Here is a 21,253-nt window from a genome sequence, read left to right as displayed (position 1 = left end):
GCTTTAACTCTCGTCTTCGCTATGCATGTTAGAAGACTCTGGCATCACTCCATCAGACGAACTGGTGATGACGACATCACCCTCGTTAAGTCCTGAAATAATCTCCGCCATAACCTTATTATTCAACCCAACACTCACCTGTTTAGTAACCACCTTATTTTCCCCCACCAAAACAGAAACCCATGCTTTACGCTCTCTTGTCTCATCGCGTAAAGCATCACTTGGAACCAACAAGACATTCTGCGCGCGCCCTAAGATAATATGAACTTGAGCAGTCATATAGGTTCGCAAAAAATTGTCCGCATTATCAACATGTAGAATTCCATTGTAATAGATAGCCGATGATATTAAAGCACTAGAACCACTCACCATACCAGGATTAATACTCACATCAGCACGAATTGCTTCAGGAGCCGGCTCTACTTTTTCTAAAACGCCTTCATAACGACGCTGTGAATTACCTAAAACTGTAAAATAAAGTGGTTGTCCAGCTCGGACTTTAAGAATATCTGCTTCTGAGATTTGCGCCTTGATCGTCATCTTTGATAAATCACCCAAAATAACAATTGTTGGCGCCGACTGAACCGCATTCACATTCTGCCCTTCTTCCACAACTGTTGCCAAAACCGTTCCCGCTGAAGGGGCAGTGATGCGTGTATAACCTAAATTAACCTCTGCACTCTCCACATCAATTTGTGCTTGCACAATCTGCTGACGAAGTTGTTCAATTTGCGCCTCGCGTATTTTCACCTGTGTCGCAGCCTCATCGAGGTTCGCCCGTGAAATCGCACGTGTTTCGATCATTTTTTTCTGACGCTCTAAATTTTTCTGTGCAAGAGAAAGATAGGCTTCTTGTTCTACCAAATTCGCATAATAATGCGATAATGCCGCTTTTTTTCTTTTTAAATCATTTTCCTGATCTGTAGGATCAATTTCTGCCAAGAGATCGCCTTCTTTCACAACACTCCCAGGGGAAACACGCATTGACACCACACGCCCTGTTGCACGCGCACCAACAGCCACCAACCGGTAAGGACGTACAAGACCAGAAGCTAAAACACTTTCCTCAATATCCCCACGCTTCACCACCGCTGTTATATAAGTTGGAGTAGATGTTCCAAAAAAAACAGAACGTAACCATAACAACAAGAGAATGAGAAATATAGCAGTTAAAAAGAAGGAAAGTTTTTTATGTTTTGTAATGAAATTTTTGAGTAAGTTTTTTTTCATTTCCCTACCTTTGCACGCGAACGAGGTGCATTATCAACGACTTCTGGACGCGATACATCAACAACGCCATCCCAGCCTCCCCCCAATGCTTTCATCAACGTGATATATTGCGTAACCAAAGAAACACGGCTATCTTTAAGCGCCATTTGTGCAGAATAATAAGAGCGATCAGCATTTAACAATTCAAGAAAACTAGTATTTCCATTCTCAAAAAGGCTCCGTGAAAGTTTTAAGGAATGAAGAGAAGCTTTATTCGCAACGATTAGCTTTTCTAAGCGTTGATGTTCCTTCGTTAATCTTACAAGCGCATTTTCTACATCTTCTAAAGCTTCCAACACAGCAGCTCGATAAGTAATAAAAGCTTGATCACGCTGCGCGCGCGCTATCGCAATAGAAGCCTCGACCTGACCTCCATTAAAAAGAGGAAAACGAAGACCAGGTCCAAAAGACCAGCCAATCGTTGAATTTTTCCATAATTGATCAATTGCCGTTGCTGCTGTTGAAATATTACCTGTTAAAGTAAGTGATGGATAACGATCTGCTTCACGTTGACCAATCCGTGCTGTCGCTTGCGCATATTGACGCTCTGCCCGTCGTAAATCCGGACGTGTTAACAAAATATCAGCTGGAATTCCTGCTGGTATCGGCCAGCGTGGTTGTGGAATCTTTGCATGCTTAGCATTTTTTTGTAAAAGATCCTTCAATGCCGTAGGCACACGACCAGTTAAGACAGAGAGGCGATGAACGCTCATTGCTACATTCGCTTCCATCTGTGATATATCTGCCTCTGTATTTGCCATTTGCGCTTGCGCATTTGAAACATCAAGCTCAGAGACATCACCAGCTGTTAATCTAGCGCGCATCAGTTCATAAGTTTTACGTTGTGAGACAGCAATTTGCCGCACAATAAACAACTTTTGTTGCCAACCACGCATTTGCACATAATTTGTTGCCACATCTCCTAGTAATGTCACCATGGTAGCACGCATATCTTCCACAGCCGCATCAAGGCCATAACGCGCTGCTTCAACCGCACGTTTATGCCCACCAAAAAAATCCAGCTCCCAGCTTGCATCAAAACCACTACTATACTGGTTTAACAATGCATCAGACTGTCCAGAACGACTACGGGTTCCTGAAATTGAATTGGACACATTTGGCAAAAGAGTTCCCACAACCTGCCCTAAACCTGCACGCGCCTCACGTACCCGAGCTTTGGCAACAGCAACATTATTATTTCCAGAAATAGCATAATCCATTAACGCATCTAGAACAGGGTCATTCAAATGCCGCCACCATCCGGCAAGCGCAACGGACTGCCCTGCAGTCTGTGCAGATTTTTCTCCCCAAACTGCTGGAACACGAAAAGATGTTTTCTGGTAATTAGGACCAACCATACATCCTGACAAAAGCAAACACAACAAGACACTAGAAAATAATCCACGAGAAGCGCCCCATTTGAGATTTCTGATATACATCCAGTCTCCCGCATTCTTTCAGAATCATTATTTAATATTAATACTTTATTTACCTCTTATTTCAAACTTGACGTGAAAAATCAAATACAGTTTGCACAGGAATATGATCTGAAGGACGTTCCCATCCGCGCGCATCACGAAAAATAGAAAGATCTACAACAAAAGGTGCTAAATCTTGAGAAGACCAAACATGATCAAGCCGCCGCCCATAATCGGTAAATGCCCAATCGCGAGCACGATAACTCCACCATGTATAAAGCTTGGTAGGAACAGGAATATGCAACCGCATCAGATCAACCCATCCACCTTGACAACACAAATCCTGTAAACGCTCGGTTTCAATAGGAGTATGGCTTACAACCTTCAACAATTGCTGATGAGACCAAACATCCTCTGCCAAAGGAGCAATATTTAAATCTCCCACCAAAAGAGAAGAAAGACCATCGCCGTGATCCGCACGAATGGAAGACATTTCTTCTAAAAAATCAAGCTTATGACGAAATTTTTCATTCACATCAGCATCAGGGATATCTCCCCCAGCAGGAACATAAAAATTATGAATCCGCAAGCTTCTCCCATGGGCTTCCACAATAACTGAGATATACCGGCAATCTTGGTTTTGACAAAAAAAACGTTTTTCTACCTTTTTAAAAGGCAAACGAGAAACAATAGCCACCCCGTTATAAGATTTTTGTCCACTCAATGCGATATGCTTATAACCCGCTGCTTCAAAAGCCTCCACTGGAAATAAAGCATCTGGACATTTTGTTTCCTGTAGACACAAAACATCTGCGGAAAAGAGTTCCAAATACTGAAAAACCTGTGCAAGACGCAAACGAATAGAATTAATATTCCAAGTCGCAATACGAAAGAACATTTGTTTTAATCCAAATAACGTAACACTCTTTCTTCATTTCTTCGAAGGAAGCGTGAACATCCCATTAGCGAACCGGACGTCTGTCCGCACATTCATAACCTGCACAGTAGTTTCCAAATTTTGTTGGTCAACAATTGTCCACTGCCGCAAAGCAGAGCCTTTAGAATCAAAAACCATCCTTATTTGCCCTGCCCCAATCGTTTTATCACGCAGAACAATCGTCACAGCCCCTGGATCTTCGCGAAATGCCAACAAGCGCCCAGAAGATACATCAATTTTATCATCCAACAAAAACTTCATTGGCGTTTGCGAAAGTTGTGAAAAGTTCCAAGTATTCAAAGCCCGATTGTTAATACCCACAAATTGGCCATCTGCAATAATTTGTAAAGGCATTTTTTTGTAAATGAAACGAATTTTCCCTGGACGCTCTAAATAAAATGTCCCCTGAGACATTTTTCCCTTTGGACTAAACTGAATAAAATCACCTGTCATTGTTTTGATTGCCGCAAAGTGATTCACAACATTTTGCGCCTTTATCACTTTATTAGATACTTGCGAAAAAACAGGAAAAGTTAAACACCAAAAGATAATAATTCCCACCAACCCAAAGATTCTTCTTTGCGGTAAAAAAGACGTTTTCATAAAAAATGCTCCCAAGCAATACTTAATTAACTTTATAATTCATAACTTAAGTGATCAACGACGAATAAATACCTATCTTTATAAGATAAAGATATTGTTTGAAAAAAATATCAAAAGATTTTCAAAAGTATTCTTCTTCGACAGTCTCCAAAACTTTTTGCTTACCCATATCATTTACTGGACTAATGATGCCTTCTTCTTCCATCCTTTCAATCAATGTTGTAGCACAGTTATAACCAATGCCTAAACGACATTGAATATAAGAAGTCGAAGCCTTACGATCACGAAGCACAATAGCAACAGCTTGACAATAGGAATCATCTGCTAAAGAAACATCCTTCCTTTATTTCTTGCGATCTCTTTCGGTATCGTTTCCAAATAACCAGTCTGCGTTTATGTTTCCGAAATCATCAAATTTTCCTGCTTTTCTGCTGATTTTCTAAACGCATAATATATTCTTTCCCACCCCTAATCTATGAAGCAACATAAATTATAGTCAATACATAATGGATTAAGGACTAAACATATTACTCGCGAACCTGAAAGCTCTTTTAAGTGTCAAAAATGCTTTTTTGACTTCCTTCCCACCCAAAAGAATAAAAATCTCCATCCGAACCACTCTGTAAACAGTTTGGAGTTTAGCAAATTTCACTTAGCTTCCCACCCCATATAATTCATTTATATTAAGACTCGACAGATCAGCCTTGCCCTAAATATTTAGAGCGCACTTAAAAAGACACTTAAATACCAAACCTTACATGCTTTTACCCCCCCTCTACACTCGCAATGACATTATTTTATACCAAGATATTGATTTATAATAATTTATCTTTTTAACTTAAATCATAACGCCAAATACAATAAGATTCTCTCATCACATACTCTCTCATATTGAATCAATTCAAATCATTTGCTTGCACGTTACAAGCAAGGTTGGTGTATGGATAAAAGTTATATAAGATAAAGAATCCCCTTATAAGGAGTCTCAAGTACCAAGGAGCTATCGCAAATTGAGAGCTGGTATATGAAAATGCAGACTTTCTACGATACAATAGGATAAACACTTGTTTTACAAGGTATTATAAAAAACAACTATAAATATTTTTCAAAAGCGTTCTTCTTCAGCCGGCACTAAAATTTCTCGTTTCCCTGCGTGATTTGCTGGACTAATAATACCTTCTTCTTCCATCCTCTCAATCAATGTCGCAGCGCGGTTATAACCAATGCCTAAACGGCGTTGAATATAAGAGGTTGAAGCCTTACGATCACGAAGCACAATAGCAACAGCTTGACTATAGGGATCATCTTCTGAAGGAGAAGACAAAGAAACATCAGCACCATCCTCTTCAACTTCTTGCGTAATTGTTTCTAAATAATCAGGTCGTGCTTGCTCTTTGAGATGCGCAACAACCTGCTCCACTTCATCATCCGCAACAAAAGGCCCATGCACACGCTGAATACGTCCTCCTCCCATCATAAAGAGCATATCTCCTTGTCCCAATAATTGCTCGGCCCCCTGTTCGCCTAAAATTGTTCGGCTATCAATTTTGGAACTCACAGAAAAAGAAATGCGTGTAGGAAAATTGGCTTTGATCGTCCCGGTAATAACATCGACGGAAGGACGCTGTGTCGCCATAATTACATGGATACCGGCAGCACGTGCCATTTGTGCTAAACGTTGAACCGCTCCTTCAATATCTTTCCCAGCAACCATCATCAAATCAGCCATTTCATCAATAATGACAACAATATAGGGCATAGGACTAAAATCAAGTGTTTCCGTTTCATAAAGAGGCTCACCGGTCTCGCGATCAAATCCAACTTGAATTGTCCGCACCATTGTCTCTCCCTGACTTGCAGCTTCCCTAAGACGTGCATTAAACCCATCAATATTACGAACGCCTAGTTTTGACATTTTACTATAGCGCTCTTCCATTTCACGAACAGCCCACTTTAAAGCAATCACGGCTTTTTTAGGATCTGTCACCACGGGTGTTAATAAATGGGGAATGCCATCATAAACCGAAAGCTCAAGCATTTTCGGGTCCACCATAATGAGACGACATTGTTCAGGTGTCATACGATAAAGCAATGATAAAATCATTGTATTGATAGCAACAGACTTTCCTGATCCTGTTGTACCAGCAACCAAAAGATGGGGCATTTTTGCTAAATCTGCAACAACAGCTTCTCCTCCGATTGTCTTACCCAAAGCAAGTCCTAGCTTTGCTTTGCTGTCAATAAATTCTTGCGCCTGCAACATTTCTCGTAAATAAACCATCTCACGCTTTGCATTAGGCAATTCTATTCCAATAACATTACGTCCTGGAACCACCGCAACACGCGCCGAAATCGCACGCATCGAGCGTGCAATATCATCTGCCAAACCAATGATACGGGAAGACTTAATACCTGCAGCCGGTTCAAATTCATACAAAGTTACTACCGGTCCAGGACAAGCATCTATAATTTTTCCTTTGACCCCAAAATCTAACAAAACCCCTTCAAGTTCCTGAGAATTTGCTCTTAAAACAGCAGGAGAAAGTTTTGCATCCCTAACAGACGGTGGTGGAACCGAAAGATAATCTACAAGAGGAAGAACAAAACCACCATTTGAAGAAGCTGTTAAAGACTTTCGATTTTTAACAGGAGAAACATAGGCTTTATTTTGATTTTTCTCACACTTTACTTTTTCACCCAAAAAAGTTGGCTCAATCCGATCAAATGGCTTTCCTTGCCCTTTACTCTGAAAACGCCTTTTGAAACAGAATAAACGAAAAAAACGCGCTTGTAAAAAATAAAAAAGATGCAAAAGAGCGCCACAAGTTGTCGCAAAAAAACCATGATTTTCACGATCCTCCTCTGCGGCATATTCCGTATCTTCTTCCAACTCAAAGACTGGATTAACGATTTCGTCTTTTGGAATGCTTTTTTCTTTTCTTTTCTTTGTTCGACGCCGCCATATCACATTACCAGCAAAAGCAGCGGTGAAAAAACCTAAAAGAATAAAAACAACACTGAAAAACACCGTGTAAGGAGGAGAAAGAAAAAGAGGAAAGACTGAAGAAGCAACACTTAAAACTTTATCTCCTAAAACCCCTCCCAATCCCATTGGCAATGGCCAATAAGTAAAAGAAGCAACAGGTGACATAAGGGCAAAAGCAATTAAAAAACAAATCGTTGATAGCACCCATAAAAAAAAGCGCAAAGTCAAATTGTAGATATTCTTTTGCGCCAACAAGAGAAAAGACCAAAATAACGGTGGCAACAAAACAGAAAGACTTGCCAAGCCAAAAAACTGCATAATAAAATCTGAAAAAATTGCCCCCATCCACCCCATAAGGTTTGTAACCTCATTTGTACTTGCATGGGTTAAAGATGGATCCGCAACATTCCACGTCGCCAAAGCAAACACACAAAAAATAATAAAGCCCAAAAGCCCAAGCCCAATAAATACCCCTATCTGACGTAAAAACATCTCAATAAGACGCGAACCTTGAGAATTTCGCACTTCTAATGAATCATAAGGAGAAGAACTTCGGTGCATCTATCAATTCCAAATACAAAAATTTCATATTTTAAAGAGTTATAACTCCCTCTCTCTCTTAAAAAAGCATGAAGCTTAAACTCTGTGCCGATTTGTAAACAAATAGCCTGTAAACAATCCGACTTCTTATCTAGCGCGTTCTACCTTCTAACCACTTCATATCATTCATATACCACCACCCTAAGAGACAATCCTTCATAAGGCGCACAAAAAGCTCTCCCTGAATATTTATCAAACGATCAACCAAAAAACACCTCATGTGTAAAGTGTTACATGGGTGCTATAGGCACCTTCCTAAACAGATGATGTTTTTTACGCTACATCATGATAACGGCAAAATATGAATACTGTTTTAACCATCACGAATGACCACAATTTTTTATCTACCATACTAACGAAATGTCCCCCTTCAGGACAGGTATACTGAAGTAACTCACACAACTTAAAAAATACACGACATCTTTGTTTATTTTTAGTTTTCTTTTTTATCAACCAAGTGTAAAAAGAATTGAAGATGATATTCAAAAAAAAGCTTATCCGATAAATCTGTAAAATGAATCACATAAATGATTAAGCAGAAAAACTCTGAAAAATTAATCTACCATAAGATTGGCACTAAAAAGGAACCTCATTTTTATAAAAAGAGAGAGAGAAAAGTAAAAGTTAAGTTATTTTAGGCAATGTAAAAAGATATTCTTTTTAAAAGAAAGCAAACTGTAAACAATGGAAGAAGTATTGTGTGTTCTAATCGCAATAAAGACGTACAACCCAATAAAAAAATTAAATCTCATAAAACTAAACAATGTGATCTGCTCATTGCCGGAGGGGCAGCTGTCGGTTTAACCTTAGCGATAGCACTCAAGCAAACAGCCCCTAATCTGAAAATAAAAATCGTTGATGCTGCTCCACAAGGAGATCCCCCTGCTTCTAACATACGAACCATTGCCCTTGCTGCTGCTTCTATTCGTATGTTAAAACAATTACAATGTTGGGAACCTATAAAACCCTATGCGCAACCCATTCATTCAATGATCATCACAGATGCAAGCACTAGTGATCCTGTCAAACCCACCCTTTTAACCTTTGAAGGCGACATTACCCCCGGTGAGCCCTTTGCTGCTATGGTAGAGCATAGAGAACTCATCAACACTTTAAAAAAACGTGTCAAAGATCTCAATATCCCTGTTATTACAAACACGCGTGTCATTGATTTTCATCAAGAACACCAACATACAACCGTCACTTTAAATAATGAAGAGGTTTGGCAAACAAAATTGCTTATTGCAGCTGACGGAGCCCATTCGAAATTACGCCAAAAAGCTGGTCTGAAAAATTTTTCTCATCCCTATAAACAAACAGCAATCATCTGCACAGTTGAACATGAAAAACCCCATAATGGTCAAGCAATTCAACATTTTTTACCTGCCGGTCCTTTTGCTCTTCTCCCTCTCAAAGGCAACCGATCCGCCATTGTGTGGAATGAAGATCATAAAACTGCGCAATATTATCTCAAAGCTGATGCACTTATTTTTGAAACAGAACTCGAAAGACGCATTGGCCATCGGTTAGGCAAACTCTCTTGGGATGGCGAACGTCAAGCTTTTCCTTTGAGTCTTTCTTTAACACGTCAATGCGTTAAACCACGTTTTGCTCTCGTTGGCGATGCCGCCCATACCATCCACCCCATTGCAGGACAAGGACTCAATTTAGGATTACGCGATAGCGCTGCCCTCGCTGAAGTGATTATTGAAACAGCACGACTAGGTCTTGACATTGGCTCCCTCACGGCTTTAGAGCGCTATCAAAGCTGGAGACGTTTTGAAATTGTCCGTATGGCTTTAAGCAATGATTGGCTTAATAAACTCTTTTCTAATGATAGCCTTCTTTTACGGATGCTCCGCGATACCGGCCTTGGAATCATTAATCAAGCGCCAAAAATAAAAAAATACTTCATTCAAGAAGCTGCCGGACTCACTCCAAATGCCCCACGTCTTCTACACGGCTTCCCACTTTAAGAAAAAATTCATACTATTTTACAACCTTTGCCTTCCTCCTTCAAAGAACAAAAAATTCCTATCTCATCCAATCTGTTTACAAACCGGATTCCTGTCGAGTAATTTTTTCTTGACTTCCTCCTCCCATATTTCACTCAACATAAGACTCGACAAGCAAGCTACATTATGAGAATATTCACTACGCACTGAAAAAAACGTTTAATGTCTCAAAGAGGTTGTTGCTTTATATCACCACACTTTAAAAGAAGCCATTTCACGGCATAATAAAATAAACAAGACTTTTTAGCACACAACACTTTTATTTATAATAATAAGTTCATTGTTCTCATATTGAGTGAGAAATCTAAAGATCATAAAATACCCTTATTTCAAATCTCTCTACATGTTGAAGCAATCAAAATCATTCGCTTGCACATCACAAGCGAAAGTGTCGTATAAATAAAAACAATTAAACAAAGCGACAAAAGCCTCCCTCTCTCAAGAACTAAGGACTTTAGCAATATTGGAGGCGAGTAAAGTGTATAAGGACGCCGGCTTATACTTTTTATTGAAGTAAAAATGGTGGTGTACAATGAATTTTATATGATCATAAGGGCTTTTACGTTATACTATTCACGAGAAGCGCCATAAAATAAGCTTAGTTGTATTGAAAAATTTTTCTTTTAAAAAAGCGCGTAAATTGGAAACACAAATGCATTCCGTTTGGGGCATTCTGTTTCTCAGACAAACCCTTTAACTTATTGTGGAATACCACACAATTTTAGAAAAAATATTCCGACATATAACAAAGTATTCCGCACTCTATACCATCACACACAATTGTAAACCTGCATACCCCCCCTATTTCACACCATAAAAGAAGATAAACCGCAATAGAAATGATCCAATCCTTTTATTTTCAAATACACTCTTTATTCATTATTCATAAACGCTCAGAAATGAATTTTAATCACAAACGCTCAGAAATATGTCATAAATTCTATAAAACCCATAACAGCCATAGAAATTTTCCATTTTCTACACACTCACTCATCTCAACTAACGATAAATAAAGTAAATGCCTCATATATAATCTTACAGAAAAAAGCCCAAACAAAATCTATAACATCAGGCTTGTTCTACAGAACAGTATTTCAAAAATATAAGTATACTAATTTATTAACATATTAATTGATAAAATTATCATTTTACATATTGAGTTAAAATCCCTATGCAATAAATTATTCTCATTTCGACCATTTTTGTAAATAATCAATAAAACTCTTTATTTACATAGACTAAAAAGAGCAACGTTAATGAAACGATAAAAAGAAGTAAAATACCCCCCTCTCTCAAATGCCAAAAGCAATTACAATATTTCAACCTGGCATCATCATTATGCTTGCCAGATTATGACAACAAGACCTTTTGCATTTAAATAAATTGTTCACGCTCCCTATTGTTGTATTTGGTAACTCAATACTTTAATATATTTGTTCAGTATGTTTATACAATCAAATTACCCAAAAGAGCATACTTCTTGCATTTACATTCCTTAGTATTCCCTTATCTTGTAAATATCGCACACGTGTTACGTTACTTCGAGTTCATCAAGTGTATACCCATTCTCCAACCACTCTTTAATCCACTTAGGTCTACGTCCACGCCCATTCCATAATTCCCATTGGTTATTGGGATTTCTATAATGGCGCTCTTTGCTCACAAGATCAGCGATATCAATTCCATGGGCATTAGCAATTTCAAGAATTTTTCGTCGCGCATTTTGCTTTTCCTTTGCTTGCCGTTTTTTTAATTCCACATCGATTTGTGTACGCATCTCTTGTAGCTCATCAAAATTCATATTCTTGAGATCATTCACCTTAATTACTCCCCTTGCAAAAAAGAATTTCTTTTTGCCATATTTTAAACACAATTATAGACAATTTCTGTCCATTTATTATCGAAATTAAAATTACGATACATATATCACTTTGACGGAGATGTGCTTTGAGCCACAAAGAACTGTTTATTGGTATATCAACTACCACCACTGCATCTTTTTTCAGTTCAATTACTGGAACTACTAAATGCAGTGCTCAAACACCATCACACCTCTCTGACTCTCATGAATCAGTAGTCAAAAGTAAATATAAATCGTCACTCTATAAATTATGGCAATACGCAACAAAGAACAAGCCCTCTCTGTATAATGATAGTGTAGTTCATTATAACAGTAAAACCTCCCCTTACACACAACGGCTTTTTACTTCGTATAAATTTTTTTTGAAAAAATTTTTGCAACTAGAGAATTATATAAAACAAGCAGCTTCAATACAGTATCAAAGATTATTATTTTTTAAAAGCAGCGCCTTTTTTCGTGATTCCAATAATATTGGTTGGCGTAATGTGCTCTATTTTATTCAACACTTTTATCTTGTTGGTTGGATATTCGCATATATTAGAAATCTTCTTAGAAGAGAACAAAGCAATAATCACAAGGAATATTCTAAGCTAAACAATCTCATTCTGCAAATTTATAAAATCAAAAGACAACGAGAAAAAGCACCACAAAGAATTAGCATTTGTATTAATAAAATTCTTCGTAATAAGGTGTATTGCTAATGATTGTTCCAGATTTCACATTTTTTGCTGCTGCATACATATCCAATACGCCCCCCATAGCATTTTCAGTTATCGCCAAACAAGAAGCGCGGGACAATGTCTATGTAACAGATGATAAAGATAACTTGTTCTATCAATCATCTCAGCTTAAGGAAACAATCGCAACAGCTGAACAGTTTAAACAGAATAAACATAATTTTAACATAATTTTAGGGCAAATTGATGTTGGAAATGTGAAATTGTTTTCTCTTTTTGATGCATTTGATTTTTGCAGAAATCTTACAGCTGCACAAAGTGCTTTAACTTACTGCTATGAACAAACAACATCAAAGTGCATCTTTGAAAAAGCGACTTTGCAGTCTGTGCTGAATTTTTACAATACAGAAAACTCAAACCACACCCGCATGCAAAAAGTTACTTCATATATTGGAGTAAAAACTGCTGTACGAGGAAATGAAGACTTGCAGGAGCCTGTAAAACTTAAAAAAGAAGAACCAGAACAGACAACTAAAGTAGATTCTCTTTCTCTCTCTTCAAAAGGAGAAGAAGATGCATTTACACATAAAGAAAGTAGCGCCCGCGATGCTTTTTCAGCTGAAGATTTTTCTTCATCGAGAAGATTGCTAGAGTGAGGACTGATATTTTCACGAAACTCCAGAAATTTGATAGGATATTATAATGAAAGGTAGATAAGAAAATGTTAAAGCTCTAATTAGTAAGATTGAACAAAATCTCTTCTAGTTGAGGGCAAAGATAATGAAAATGATAGAACAAAACAGCGTTGATATAGCATTTAGTCAAAAAGCAGCACGTGAGATTACAGTCGTGATGCTTTCAGAAAGAGAATGGTATTTCACGTTTATTTCCGACGATCCAATCACCGGAAAGCCAAATAAATATACGTTACTTACACAAAGAGGAAAACTAAGAACTTGGGCTGATCCAAAATATCTTTTTAAGTTTCTTCATGAACGAGGGGTCATTTGTGGGAGTTTTAATCTTAATCAGGATAAAGGACATGAAACAATTAAATATTCTTCACACAACAGCTCGTAATAAAATTGCTGCATTTTCTGCAGCTTTAACTGTGTTTTTTATGACAAATCCTACATGTGTCCAAGCAGCAGGTTTAAGTACTGCAAAAAAAGCTTTAGAGGAACTCCAAAAAGATTTAAAAGCGATTATCCCTCTTGCTGCTGCCGTAATACTTTTGTGCTTAGCAATTGCTTATGCAGGGCGCTATATCGGAAAAGATACATTCGTACGATGGGCAATCGGGGTCGTTATCGCTGGTTCAGCAGCTGAACTTGCCAATTTATTATTTAAACCAAACTGATAAATATTTTAGACATAAAATATTTCTTTTAGGAAATAAGAAGATTAGATTTCTGTGTTTTTATTTAGCACAATAAAAACTATATCGAAAAAAGAAATTATTTATCTAACTGTAATCTAAATTGAGATAAACAATATGAAACAATCAAATACCCTTCAAACAATAATTAGAAATAAAACTACTAAAGTCTCTGCAGCTTTAACTGTATTTTTTATGGCCAATCCTGTGTTAGCCCAAGCAGTAGTTTTAACTCCTGCAGACAACGCTTTAAAAGCGCTCCAAAAAGACTTGAAAGATATTATCCCCATTGCTGCTGCCGTTATACTTTTGTGCTTAGCAATTGGTTATGCAGGGCGCTACATCGGAAAAGACACATTTGTACGGTGGGCAATTGGTGTCGTTATCGCTGGTTCAGCAGCTGAACTTGCTGGTTTATTATTTAAACCGAACTGATAAATATATTAAATACGAAATGTTTATTCGTGAAAAAAGAATTTTAGACTTTAATACTTTTATTGCACATCAATAAAATTATTCCTTAATTTTATGGAAAAACTACTTACGCCTAATACAATGTGATAAGGTTGAACAATATGAAAAAATTAATCAATTTTCAATTGAACGATAATAATAAAATTACGGCAATCTCTGCAGCTTTAACTGTATTTTTTATGGCCAATCCTGTATATGCTCAACAATTAACAACTGCAAAAGGTGCTTTAGAAAAACTCCGAGATGACTTAAAGCTACTTATCCCTATTGCTGCTGCTGTGATACTTTTGTGCTTAGCAATTGGTTATGCAGGGCGCTACATCGGAAAAGATACATTTGTACGGTGGGCAATCGGGGTCGTTATCGCTGGTTCAGCAGCTGAACTTGCTAAAATGTTGTTCCAAAGCCCATGAAAATGACTATTAAAGTCATGCAGTATAAAATGTCTTTTTATTCTAAAGAGAAATCTAAATTGAGATAAACAGTATGAAACAATCAAAAATTCTTCAAGCAATAATTCGAAATAAAATTACTAAAACCTCTGCAGCTTTAACTGTATTTTTTATGGCCAATCCTGTGTTAGCCCAAGCAGTAGTTTTAGAGCCTGCCAACAAAGCTTTAACTAATCTCCAAACAGACTTGAAAACGATTATCCCTATCGCTGCTGCTGTTATACTTTTGTGCTTAGCAATTGGTTATGCAGGACGCTACATCGGAAAAGATACATTCGTACGGTGGGCAATTGGTGTCGTTATCGCTGGTTCAGCAGCTGAACTTGCTAAAATGTTGTTCCAAAGCCCATGAAAATGACTATTAAAGTCATGCAGTATAAAATGTCTTTTTATTCTAAAGAGAAATCTAAATTGAGATAAACAGTATGAAACAATCAAAAATTCTTCAAACAATAATTCGAAATAAAATTACTAAAACCTCTGCAGCCTTAACTGTATTTTTTATGTCCAATCCTGTGTTAGCCCAAGCAGTAGTTTTAACTCCTGCAAAAACTGCTTTAGAGGCACTCCAAACAGACTTGAAGGTGATTATCCCTATCGCTGCTGCTGTTATACTTTTATGCTTAGCAATTGGTTATGCAGGACGCTACATCGGAAAAGATACATTCGTACGGTGGGCAATCGGTGTTGTTATCGCAGGTTCAGCAGCTGAACTTGCCAATTTATTATTTAAACCTGTATAAATCTTTTGGAATATGAAATATTTTTTGTAAAAGAAACTTTGGATTTCAATGCCTTCATTACGCATCAATGAAATTGTTTCTTATTTCGTAGAAAAATATTTATGATAAATCAATGAAACTAAATATGAGAAAATTAACTAATTTCCAGAAAAATAATAATCAAATTATCACAATTTCTGCGGCTATAACTGCATTTTTTATTAGCAATCCTGTGTATGCTCAAGTAAAATTACAAAATGCAAAAACTGCTTTAGATGCTCTGCAGGATGATCTTGTTAAAAATATTATTCCTGTTGCTGCTGCTGTTATACTTTTGTGCTTAGCGATTGGTTACGCAGGACGCTACATCGGAAGAGATACATTTATACGGTGGGCAATTGGCGTTGTCATCGCTGGATCAGCAACCCAGCTTGCTAAGCTGTTATTCACAGGTGCAGTTAATTAAAATTAAAGATGACAACTATAATACAAAATGTTATTTATAATCTTAATGAGAGAAATATGCGAAAATTAATTAGCCTCAAATCAAATAGTCATAACAGAATTGTTGCAATTTCTGCAACTATAATTTCGTTTTTTATAACGCATCCTACATATGCAAAAATAGAGAATGCTAGTAAAGCTTTACAGGCTCTGCAAACAGACCTTACTACCAATATTATTCCTGTTGCTGCTGCTGTTATACTTTTGTGCTTAGCAATTGGTTATGCAGGACGCTACATTGAAAGGGATACATTTATACGATGGGCAGTCGGTGTTATCATTGCTGGCTCAGCAAGCCAACTTGCTACAATGCTATTTACAGGTAAACCATAAGTAATTATAATACAAAACGTTTTTAATGTAAAAACTCATCTAATAATTATTAACATAGCAAAATTCTATTCCGTCTATGATAGAAATACAAAGCATTCATAAAAATTTAATAAGAGTACAGTATGCAAAAACTAATTAATCTCCAATCAAAAAATAACAACAGAATCATTGCAATTTCTGCAACTATAACTGCGTTTTTTATAACGCATCCTGCATATGCAAAAATAGAGCATGCTGGAAAAGCTTTAGAGGCTCTGAAAAAAGACCTTATTGATATTATTCCTGTTGCTGCTGCTGTTATACTTTTGTGCTTAGCAATTGGTTATGCAGGGCGCTACATTGAAAGGGATACATTTATACGATGGGCAATCGGCGTTGTCATTGCTGGCTCAGCAAGCCAACTTGCTACAATGCTATTTACAGGTAATCCATAAGTAGTTATAATACAAAACGTTTTTAATGTAAAAACTCATCTAATAATAAGAGTAAAATATGCAAAAACTAATCAACCTTCAATCAAAAAATAACAACAGAATCATTACAATTTCTGCAACTATAACTGCGTTTTTTATAACGCATCCCGCATATGCAGAAATAAAGAATGCTAAAAACGCTTTAAATGCTCTGCAAAAAGATCTTATTGAGAATATTATTCCTGTTGCTGCTGCTGTTATACTTTTATGTTTAGCAATTGGTTACGCAGGACGCTACATTGAAAGGGATACATTTATACGATGGGCAATCGGTGTTGTCATCGCAGGTTCAGCAACCCAACTTGCTAAAATGCTATTTACAGGTCAACCATAAATTAGTATAATACGTAATGTTTTTAATATTCGTCGATTATAGATTTTTACCAGTAATAATGTCGCTCATACTACGAAAAAAGGAATATTATTTATAGCAACTTTAATTAAAAGGGGATAAAAGATATGAAGCAATTAAATACGCTCAAATCAAAAGTATGTAAGATTAGTGCTATTGTTATCACTTCAGTTATGTTATTAATAACTCAATCTGCATATGCTCAGACGGAAACAAAGAGTTTAGATGTTTTCATAGGGATGCAATATGGATTAAGTATAATTATTCCTGTCGTTGCTGCTATCATTCTTTTATTACTTTTGCTTATTTATATATTTCGCATCATCGCAAGAGCTACATTTATCCGATGGGCATTTAGTGTCATTATTGCTGGTGCAGCTTTCTATATTAGCCACATATTATTTCACCTCCAGTGACGAGAACATCCCATGAAATCGCAAGAAAAAAATTTTCCCTTATTCAAGGGAGCAACACGTGTTCCAACTATATGGGGTGTCCCCATGATGCCGTTTATTGTTATGCTTATGATGGTTGCTGTTATTGCTATGACAATAAATATCTTTTTGTGGATTATAGCGCCACCATTATGGTTTATTATGGCGCAAATTACCAAAAACGATGATAAAGCGTTTCGTATCTGGTGGTTATGGATTGATACCAAGTTTCGTAATCGCAATAAAGGTTTTTGGGGTGCATCAAGTTATAGTCCCTCTAATTATAATAAAAGGAGATAAGTATGACAGCTGTTGAAAGCAGCAAACGTCTTATATCAGAGACACCTGTAAGTCTGTTCCTTCCTTATTCACATCACATTACAGATACGATTATCTCTACTAAAAGTGCGGAATATTTATCGATTTGGAAGATTGACGGACGCTCGCATCAAAGTGCTTCAGAAGATGATATTTTTCAATGGATAAAAGAGCTTAACAATACTCTACGGGGTATTGCATCGGCTAATTTATCATTTTGGACGCATATTGTGCGCCGCCGTGTTTATGAATATCCTGATTCAACATTTGATCAAATGTTTTGCTATCAACTTGATGAAAAATATCGGCAAAGCTTTACTGGTTATAATTTGATGGTCAATGATTTATATCTGACTGTTATTTTTCAACCGATAGCGGATAAAATTATGTCGTTCTTTTCTAAACATGAACGTGAAACGCTTGATCAAAAAAAGATGCGACAAGACACATGTATCAAAGAACTCAATGACATCAACCGTACTTTAGGCCAATCTTTAAACCGTTACGGTGCAGAACTTCTTGGTGCTTATGAAAAAAATGGGCATGTTTATTCTTCTGCACTTGAGTTCCTGGGAATGCTTGTCAATGGCGAATATCGCCCTATGCCAATTTGCCATGACCGTTTTTCCGACTATATGTCTATCAATCGACCTTTTTTCTCAAAATGGGGTGCTCTTGGTGAACTGCGAACAACCAGTGGAATGCGTCGATTTGGAATGCTGGAAATTAAAGAATATGATGCAACAACCAAACCAGGACAATTAAATGTTTTGTTGGAAAGTGACTTCGAGTTCGTATTGACGCAGAGCTTTTCGGTGCTCTCCCGACATGCTGCTAAAGACTATTTACAACGGCATCAGCGTAATCTTATTGATGCACGAGATGTGGCAACGAGCCAAATTGAACAAATTGACGAAGCACTAAACCAGCTTATCAGTGGGCATTTTGTCATGGGAGAACATCACTGCACATTGACTATCTATGGTGATACAATTCAGCAAGTTCGCGACCATATGGCCAAAGCGAGTGCAGCATTACTAGACGTTGCGGTACTGCCCAAACCTGTAGACTTAGCGATAGAAGCTGGCTATTGGGCACAACTTCCTGGCAATTGGAAATGGAGACCACGTCCTGCTCCGATTACATCATTGAACTTTTTATCATTTTCATCTTTTCATAATTTTATGTCAGGAAAACCCACTGGCAACCCATGGGGACCAGCCGTCACAATTCTTAAAACAATCAGTAAAACACCGCTTTATTTCAATTTTCATGCCTCCAAACTTGAAGAGGACTCGACAGATAAACGTTTACTTGGTAATACCGCACTTATCGGACAATCTGGTTCCGGTAAAACCGTGTTACTCGGCTTTTTGTTAGCACAAGCACAAAAATTTAAGCCGACAACTGTTGTTTTTGATAAAGATCGTGGCATGGAAATTGCCATTCGGGCTATGGGTGGAAAATATTTAACATTCAAGCCAGGCAGGAGAAGTGGTTTCAATCCTTTCCAACTCCCACCCACACAAGAAAATCTTATTTTTCTGAAACAATTTGTTAAAAAATTGGCAGAAGCTGGTGGTGAGGTCACGCATCACGACGAGGAAGAAATTAACAAAGCGGTTATGTCTGTTATGAGCAGTAACATTGACCAATCACTCCGTCGTTTGTCCTTTCTGGTACAATTTTTACCAAATCCGCGTTTAAGTGATTATAATGCTCATCCTTCTGTTCATGCTCGCTTACTAAAATGGTGTGAAGGTGGTGATTATGGATGGTTATTTGATAATCCCCATGATGCTCTTGATCTCTCAACACATCAAATTTACGGCTTTGATATCACGGAATTTTTAGATAATTTTGAAACTCGCACTCCAGTGATGATGTATTTGCTTTACCGCACAGAAGGCATGATTAGCGGACAGCGATTTATGTATATCTTTGATGAGTTTTGGAAGCCTTTGCAAGATCCGTACTTTGAAGATTTAGCGAAAAATAAACAAAAGACTATCCGTAAACAAAATGGTATTTTTGTTTATGCAACACAAGAGCCTAGCGATGCCTTGGAAAGTAATATTGCTAAAACACTCATTCAACAGTGTGCAACTTACATTTTTCTAGCCAACCCCAAAGCAAACTATGAAGATTATACAAAAGGCTTTAAACTAACAGATACCGAATTTGAACTCGTTAAAGGACTTGGTGAGTTTAGTCGCCAATTCCTCATTAAGCAGGGCGATCAATCTGCACTTGCAGAACTGAATCTTGGTAAATTCCATCTGACACGCGATGGAAAAACCATCGAACACGACTTTAGTGACGAGCTCTTGGTATTATCAGGTACACCTGATAACGCAGAATTAGCCGAAAGCATTATCGCGGAAGTTGGTGATGATCCAGCAATATGGTTACCAATTTTCTTACAGCACGCAAAAAATGACAGGAGGGAAACATGAAAAAAAAGGTCATTTCAATAGTAGTTGTAATAACTTTAGGGATTCCAAACCCAGCAATGGCTTGGGTTTGGGGCGCTGGAGTAGCGGATTTGTCGGCATCAATTCCAACGACGTGGCCCAATTTTTTTGGGAGTTCAAAAACATCAAAGAAAACACCTCCACAACAAAAGAAAGCGCCACCTGATGCCCAACTTCTCGATATGCTAAAAAAACAACTTGAGGAAACAAAAAAGATACACGAATCTATAACGGGAAGCCAAAAATTCGACACTAAAAAACTTAAAAGTGCACAAACAGATCACAGCAGTTTTTTTCTCAAAAATCCAGAAACGCTCTACAATAGAAATGAATCTTCAGCGCTATCTACATCACTTAAAAAGATTTTAAAAGAAGAAGAAATTCCTATTTCTATCCATGAATCTAGCAGTTTTATCAACGATCGTATCCAATATGCAGCTATCACTGATAAAGCCGTAAGTTTAAAGACTTTTGAAGAAGCAAATAATCGTTTTCAGCAAATTGAAGAACTATTAAATGAAATCAAGACAACAACAGATCTAAAAAGTATTGCTGAGTTACAAGCATATATAATTGGAATGCTCGCTAAGCTACAAAATGAAACAGCAAAACTACAAATGGTCGCACATTTACGCAACGCTGAACATGCACTTATCAAACAGCAGAAGGACAAACATAACATAAAAATTTTAAATAGTAAAAACACGAAAATGCCTACCATAAGATTTATTAGGTAAAGCTTTTTGTAACAATATTTTGTATATTATTTTTCTTGTATGCTCGTAAAAAGCAAAAGTTAATGCATAATATTCAGTTATCTCTCATAAACTGAAAAGGTCTACGAAATTTAATTCCATCCTAAAAAAATCAACGAAAAGTGCTTAAAAATCATATAAAAAATTGAAAATTCGTTAAAGAGGAATTTCATGAAATTTACAGTTTTCGCGCAACTTTTCAATAAAGTTGATCAGAT

The 21,253-nt window shown here is 37.1% G+C and carries 23 protein-coding genes and 1 pseudogene; 17 read left to right on the top strand and 7 right to left on the bottom strand.

What is annotated here, in order from left to right; genetic code table 11:
• Nucleotides 1–3: 3 nt before the first annotated feature.
• The 6 genes and pseudogenes from ACFILD_RS07930 to ACFILD_RS07905 all read right to left on the bottom strand — a co-directional run bounded on the left by ACFILD_RS07930 (nucleotide 4) and on the right by ACFILD_RS07905 (nucleotide 7,774).
• Nucleotides 4–1,230 carry an efflux RND transporter periplasmic adaptor subunit gene (locus ACFILD_RS07930; RefSeq protein ID WP_273790527.1) on the bottom strand — a complete coding sequence of 409 codons (1,227 nt, stop codon included), beginning with the start codon at nucleotides 1,228–1,230 and terminating at the stop codon, nucleotides 4–6.
• Nucleotides 1,227–2,708, bottom strand: a complete 1,482-nt coding sequence (locus ACFILD_RS07925) for an efflux transporter outer membrane subunit (RefSeq protein WP_375665005.1) — start codon at nucleotides 2,706–2,708, stop codon at nucleotides 1,227–1,229. The genes ACFILD_RS07930 and ACFILD_RS07925 overlap by 4 nt, the downstream gene beginning before the upstream one ends.
• A 61-nt stretch (nucleotides 2,709–2,769) precedes the next feature.
• Nucleotides 2,770–3,585 carry an exodeoxyribonuclease III gene (locus tag ACFILD_RS07920; protein WP_273790529.1) on the bottom strand — a complete coding sequence of 272 codons (816 nt, stop codon included), beginning with the start codon at nucleotides 3,583–3,585 and terminating at the stop codon, nucleotides 2,770–2,772.
• Between the two features lie 33 nt (nucleotides 3,586–3,618).
• Nucleotides 3,619–4,227, bottom strand: a complete 609-nt coding sequence (locus ACFILD_RS07915) for an outer-membrane lipoprotein carrier protein LolA (RefSeq protein ID WP_273790530.1) — start codon at nucleotides 4,225–4,227, stop codon at nucleotides 3,619–3,621.
• 121 nt (nucleotides 4,228–4,348) lie between these two features.
• Nucleotides 4,349–4,608, bottom strand: a pseudogene (locus ACFILD_RS07910) (DNA translocase FtsK); the annotation flags it as partial.
• A gap of 724 nt (nucleotides 4,609–5,332) precedes the next feature.
• Nucleotides 5,333–7,774 (bottom strand): DNA translocase FtsK 4TM domain-containing protein, encoded by a 2,442-nt coding sequence (locus ACFILD_RS07905; protein WP_375643239.1) that lies wholly within the window; start codon nucleotides 7,772–7,774, stop codon nucleotides 5,333–5,335.
• Between the two features lie 737 nt (nucleotides 7,775–8,511).
• Here ACFILD_RS07905 and ACFILD_RS07900 point away from each other — a divergent pair.
• A complete protein-coding gene (locus tag ACFILD_RS07900; protein WP_375630903.1) occupies nucleotides 8,512–9,789 on the top strand; it encodes a ubiquinone biosynthesis hydroxylase in 1,278 nt (425 codons plus the stop codon).
• A gap of 1,570 nt (nucleotides 9,790–11,359) precedes the next feature.
• On the opposite strand, the gene ACFILD_RS07895 is transcribed toward ACFILD_RS07900, so the two are convergent.
• Nucleotides 11,360–11,647, bottom strand: coding sequence for an H-NS family nucleoid-associated regulatory protein (locus ACFILD_RS07895; RefSeq protein WP_015857007.1), 288 nt, complete (start codon nucleotides 11,645–11,647; stop codon nucleotides 11,360–11,362).
• A 128-nt stretch (nucleotides 11,648–11,775) separates the two neighbouring features.
• Here ACFILD_RS07895 and ACFILD_RS07890 point away from each other — a divergent pair, with 128 nt between their 5' ends.
• The 16 genes from ACFILD_RS07890 to ACFILD_RS07815 all read left to right on the top strand — a co-directional run bounded on the left by ACFILD_RS07890 (nucleotide 11,776) and on the right by ACFILD_RS07815 (nucleotide 21,017).
• Nucleotides 11,776–12,390, top strand: a complete 615-nt coding sequence (locus ACFILD_RS07890; RefSeq protein ID WP_375643237.1) for a hypothetical protein — start codon at nucleotides 11,776–11,778, stop codon at nucleotides 12,388–12,390.
• On the top strand, nucleotides 12,390–13,022 hold the full coding sequence (locus ACFILD_RS07885; RefSeq protein WP_375664257.1) for a TrwN protein: 633 nt from the start codon (nucleotides 12,390–12,392) through the stop codon (nucleotides 13,020–13,022). Before ACFILD_RS07890 ends, ACFILD_RS07885 begins: the two co-directional genes overlap by 1 nt.
• A gap of 124 nt (nucleotides 13,023–13,146) precedes the next feature.
• Nucleotides 13,147–13,446 carry a KorA family transcriptional regulator gene (korA, locus tag ACFILD_RS07880; RefSeq protein WP_375630977.1) on the top strand — a complete coding sequence of 100 codons (300 nt, stop codon included), beginning with the start codon at nucleotides 13,147–13,149 and terminating at the stop codon, nucleotides 13,444–13,446.
• Nucleotides 13,409–13,726, top strand: coding sequence for a VirB2 family type IV secretion system major pilin TrwL (gene trwL, locus ACFILD_RS07875; protein WP_273790537.1), 318 nt, complete (start codon nucleotides 13,409–13,411; stop codon nucleotides 13,724–13,726). Before korA ends, trwL (ACFILD_RS07875) begins: the two co-directional genes overlap by 38 nt.
• A 135-nt stretch (nucleotides 13,727–13,861) precedes the next feature.
• Nucleotides 13,862–14,179, top strand: coding sequence for a VirB2 family type IV secretion system major pilin TrwL (gene trwL / locus ACFILD_RS07870; RefSeq protein ID WP_273790538.1), 318 nt, complete (start codon nucleotides 13,862–13,864; stop codon nucleotides 14,177–14,179).
• Nucleotides 14,180–14,319: 140 nt separating this feature from the next.
• Nucleotides 14,320–14,631 carry a VirB2 family type IV secretion system major pilin TrwL gene (gene trwL / locus ACFILD_RS07865; RefSeq protein WP_375654617.1) on the top strand — a complete coding sequence of 104 codons (312 nt, stop codon included), beginning with the start codon at nucleotides 14,320–14,322 and terminating at the stop codon, nucleotides 14,629–14,631.
• Between the two features lie 73 nt (nucleotides 14,632–14,704).
• Nucleotides 14,705–15,022 carry a VirB2 family type IV secretion system major pilin TrwL gene (trwL, locus tag ACFILD_RS07860; RefSeq protein ID WP_375665003.1) on the top strand — a complete coding sequence of 106 codons (318 nt, stop codon included), beginning with the start codon at nucleotides 14,705–14,707 and terminating at the stop codon, nucleotides 15,020–15,022.
• Nucleotides 15,023–15,095: 73 nt separating this feature from the next.
• On the top strand, nucleotides 15,096–15,413 hold the full coding sequence (gene trwL, locus ACFILD_RS07855; RefSeq protein ID WP_375660678.1) for a VirB2 family type IV secretion system major pilin TrwL: 318 nt from the start codon (nucleotides 15,096–15,098) through the stop codon (nucleotides 15,411–15,413).
• A gap of 124 nt (nucleotides 15,414–15,537) precedes the next feature.
• Nucleotides 15,538–15,858: a VirB2 family type IV secretion system major pilin TrwL gene (trwL, locus tag ACFILD_RS07850; RefSeq protein ID WP_375660679.1), complete on the top strand. Its 321-nt coding sequence runs from the start codon at nucleotides 15,538–15,540 to the stop codon at nucleotides 15,856–15,858.
• A gap of 56 nt (nucleotides 15,859–15,914) precedes the next feature.
• Nucleotides 15,915–16,229, top strand: coding sequence for a VirB2 family type IV secretion system major pilin TrwL (trwL, locus tag ACFILD_RS07845; RefSeq protein ID WP_375657495.1), 315 nt, complete (start codon nucleotides 15,915–15,917; stop codon nucleotides 16,227–16,229).
• Between the two features lie 122 nt (nucleotides 16,230–16,351).
• Complete coding sequence (gene trwL, locus ACFILD_RS07840; RefSeq protein ID WP_375657494.1) at nucleotides 16,352–16,663, top strand: VirB2 family type IV secretion system major pilin TrwL; 312 nt, start codon at nucleotides 16,352–16,354, stop codon at nucleotides 16,661–16,663.
• 58 nt (nucleotides 16,664–16,721) lie between these two features.
• Complete coding sequence (trwL, locus tag ACFILD_RS07835; RefSeq protein ID WP_375657493.1) at nucleotides 16,722–17,036, top strand: VirB2 family type IV secretion system major pilin TrwL; 315 nt, start codon at nucleotides 16,722–16,724, stop codon at nucleotides 17,034–17,036.
• Nucleotides 17,037–17,161: 125 nt separating this feature from the next.
• Nucleotides 17,162–17,470, top strand: coding sequence for a conjugal transfer protein (locus ACFILD_RS07830; RefSeq protein WP_375657492.1), 309 nt, complete (start codon nucleotides 17,162–17,164; stop codon nucleotides 17,468–17,470).
• Nucleotides 17,471–17,482: 12 nt separating this feature from the next.
• On the top strand, nucleotides 17,483–17,788 hold the full coding sequence (locus tag ACFILD_RS07825; protein ID WP_273790547.1) for a type IV secretion system protein VirB3: 306 nt from the start codon (nucleotides 17,483–17,485) through the stop codon (nucleotides 17,786–17,788).
• Nucleotides 17,789–17,790: 2 nt separating this feature from the next.
• Nucleotides 17,791–20,262 carry a VirB4 family type IV secretion/conjugal transfer ATPase gene (locus ACFILD_RS07820; protein ID WP_375664300.1) on the top strand — a complete coding sequence of 824 codons (2,472 nt, stop codon included), beginning with the start codon at nucleotides 17,791–17,793 and terminating at the stop codon, nucleotides 20,260–20,262.
• On the top strand, nucleotides 20,259–21,017 hold the full coding sequence (locus tag ACFILD_RS07815) for a type IV secretion system protein (RefSeq protein ID WP_375664299.1): 759 nt from the start codon (nucleotides 20,259–20,261) through the stop codon (nucleotides 21,015–21,017). Before ACFILD_RS07820 ends, ACFILD_RS07815 begins: the two co-directional genes overlap by 4 nt.
• The last annotated feature ends 236 nt before the right edge of the window (nucleotides 21,018–21,253 follow it).

The sequence above is a fragment of the Bartonella sp. CL162QHHD genome, from assembly GCF_042195435.1.
Classification (GTDB): Bacteria; Pseudomonadota; Alphaproteobacteria; order Rhizobiales; family Rhizobiaceae; genus Bartonella.
Note: the sequence above shows the minus strand (reverse complement) of the source record. Positions and strands in the feature narration are given on the sequence as shown.

What these genes read in the sequence shown, in the direction of transcription:
- trwL (WP_273790537.1), top strand. Translation starts at nt 13,409, where the DNA reads ATGAAACAATTAAATATTCTTCACACAACAGCTCGTAATAAAATTGCT.
- ACFILD_RS07885 (WP_375664257.1), top strand. Translation starts at nt 12,390, where the DNA reads ATGATTGTTCCAGATTTCACATTTTTTGCTGCTGCATACATATCCAAT.
- ACFILD_RS07905 (WP_375643239.1), bottom strand. Translation starts at nt 7,774, where the DNA reads ATGCACCGAAGTTCTTCTCCTTATGATTCATTAGAAGTGCGAAATTCT.
- ACFILD_RS07920 (WP_273790529.1), bottom strand. Translation starts at nt 3,585, where the DNA reads ATGTTCTTTCGTATTGCGACTTGGAATATTAATTCTATTCGTTTGCGT.
- ACFILD_RS07915 (WP_273790530.1), bottom strand. Translation starts at nt 4,227, where the DNA reads ATGAAAACGTCTTTTTTACCGCAAAGAAGAATCTTTGGGTTGGTGGGA.
- trwL (WP_375654617.1), top strand. Translation starts at nt 14,320, where the DNA reads ATGAAAAAATTAATCAATTTTCAATTGAACGATAATAATAAAATTACG.
- trwL (WP_375657494.1), top strand. Translation starts at nt 16,352, where the DNA reads ATGCAAAAACTAATTAATCTCCAATCAAAAAATAACAACAGAATCATT.
- ACFILD_RS07925 (WP_375665005.1), bottom strand. Translation starts at nt 2,708, where the DNA reads ATGTATATCAGAAATCTCAAATGGGGCGCTTCTCGTGGATTATTTTCT.
- trwL (WP_375665003.1), top strand. Translation starts at nt 14,705, where the DNA reads ATGAAACAATCAAAAATTCTTCAAGCAATAATTCGAAATAAAATTACT.
- ACFILD_RS07825 (WP_273790547.1), top strand. Translation starts at nt 17,483, where the DNA reads ATGAAATCGCAAGAAAAAAATTTTCCCTTATTCAAGGGAGCAACACGT.
- ACFILD_RS07815 (WP_375664299.1), top strand. Translation starts at nt 20,259, where the DNA reads ATGAAAAAAAAGGTCATTTCAATAGTAGTTGTAATAACTTTAGGGATT.
- trwL (WP_375657493.1), top strand. Translation starts at nt 16,722, where the DNA reads ATGCAAAAACTAATCAACCTTCAATCAAAAAATAACAACAGAATCATT.
- korA (WP_375630977.1), top strand. Translation starts at nt 13,147, where the DNA reads ATGAAAATGATAGAACAAAACAGCGTTGATATAGCATTTAGTCAAAAA.
- trwL (WP_375660679.1), top strand. Translation starts at nt 15,538, where the DNA reads ATGAGAAAATTAACTAATTTCCAGAAAAATAATAATCAAATTATCACA.
- trwL (WP_375657495.1), top strand. Translation starts at nt 15,915, where the DNA reads ATGCGAAAATTAATTAGCCTCAAATCAAATAGTCATAACAGAATTGTT.
- trwL (WP_375660678.1), top strand. Translation starts at nt 15,096, where the DNA reads ATGAAACAATCAAAAATTCTTCAAACAATAATTCGAAATAAAATTACT.
- ACFILD_RS07930 (WP_273790527.1), bottom strand. Translation starts at nt 1,230, where the DNA reads ATGAAAAAAAACTTACTCAAAAATTTCATTACAAAACATAAAAAACTT.
- ACFILD_RS07820 (WP_375664300.1), top strand. Translation starts at nt 17,791, where the DNA reads ATGACAGCTGTTGAAAGCAGCAAACGTCTTATATCAGAGACACCTGTA.
- ACFILD_RS07830 (WP_375657492.1), top strand. Translation starts at nt 17,162, where the DNA reads ATGAAGCAATTAAATACGCTCAAATCAAAAGTATGTAAGATTAGTGCT.
- trwL (WP_273790538.1), top strand. Translation starts at nt 13,862, where the DNA reads ATGAAACAATCAAATACCCTTCAAACAATAATTAGAAATAAAACTACT.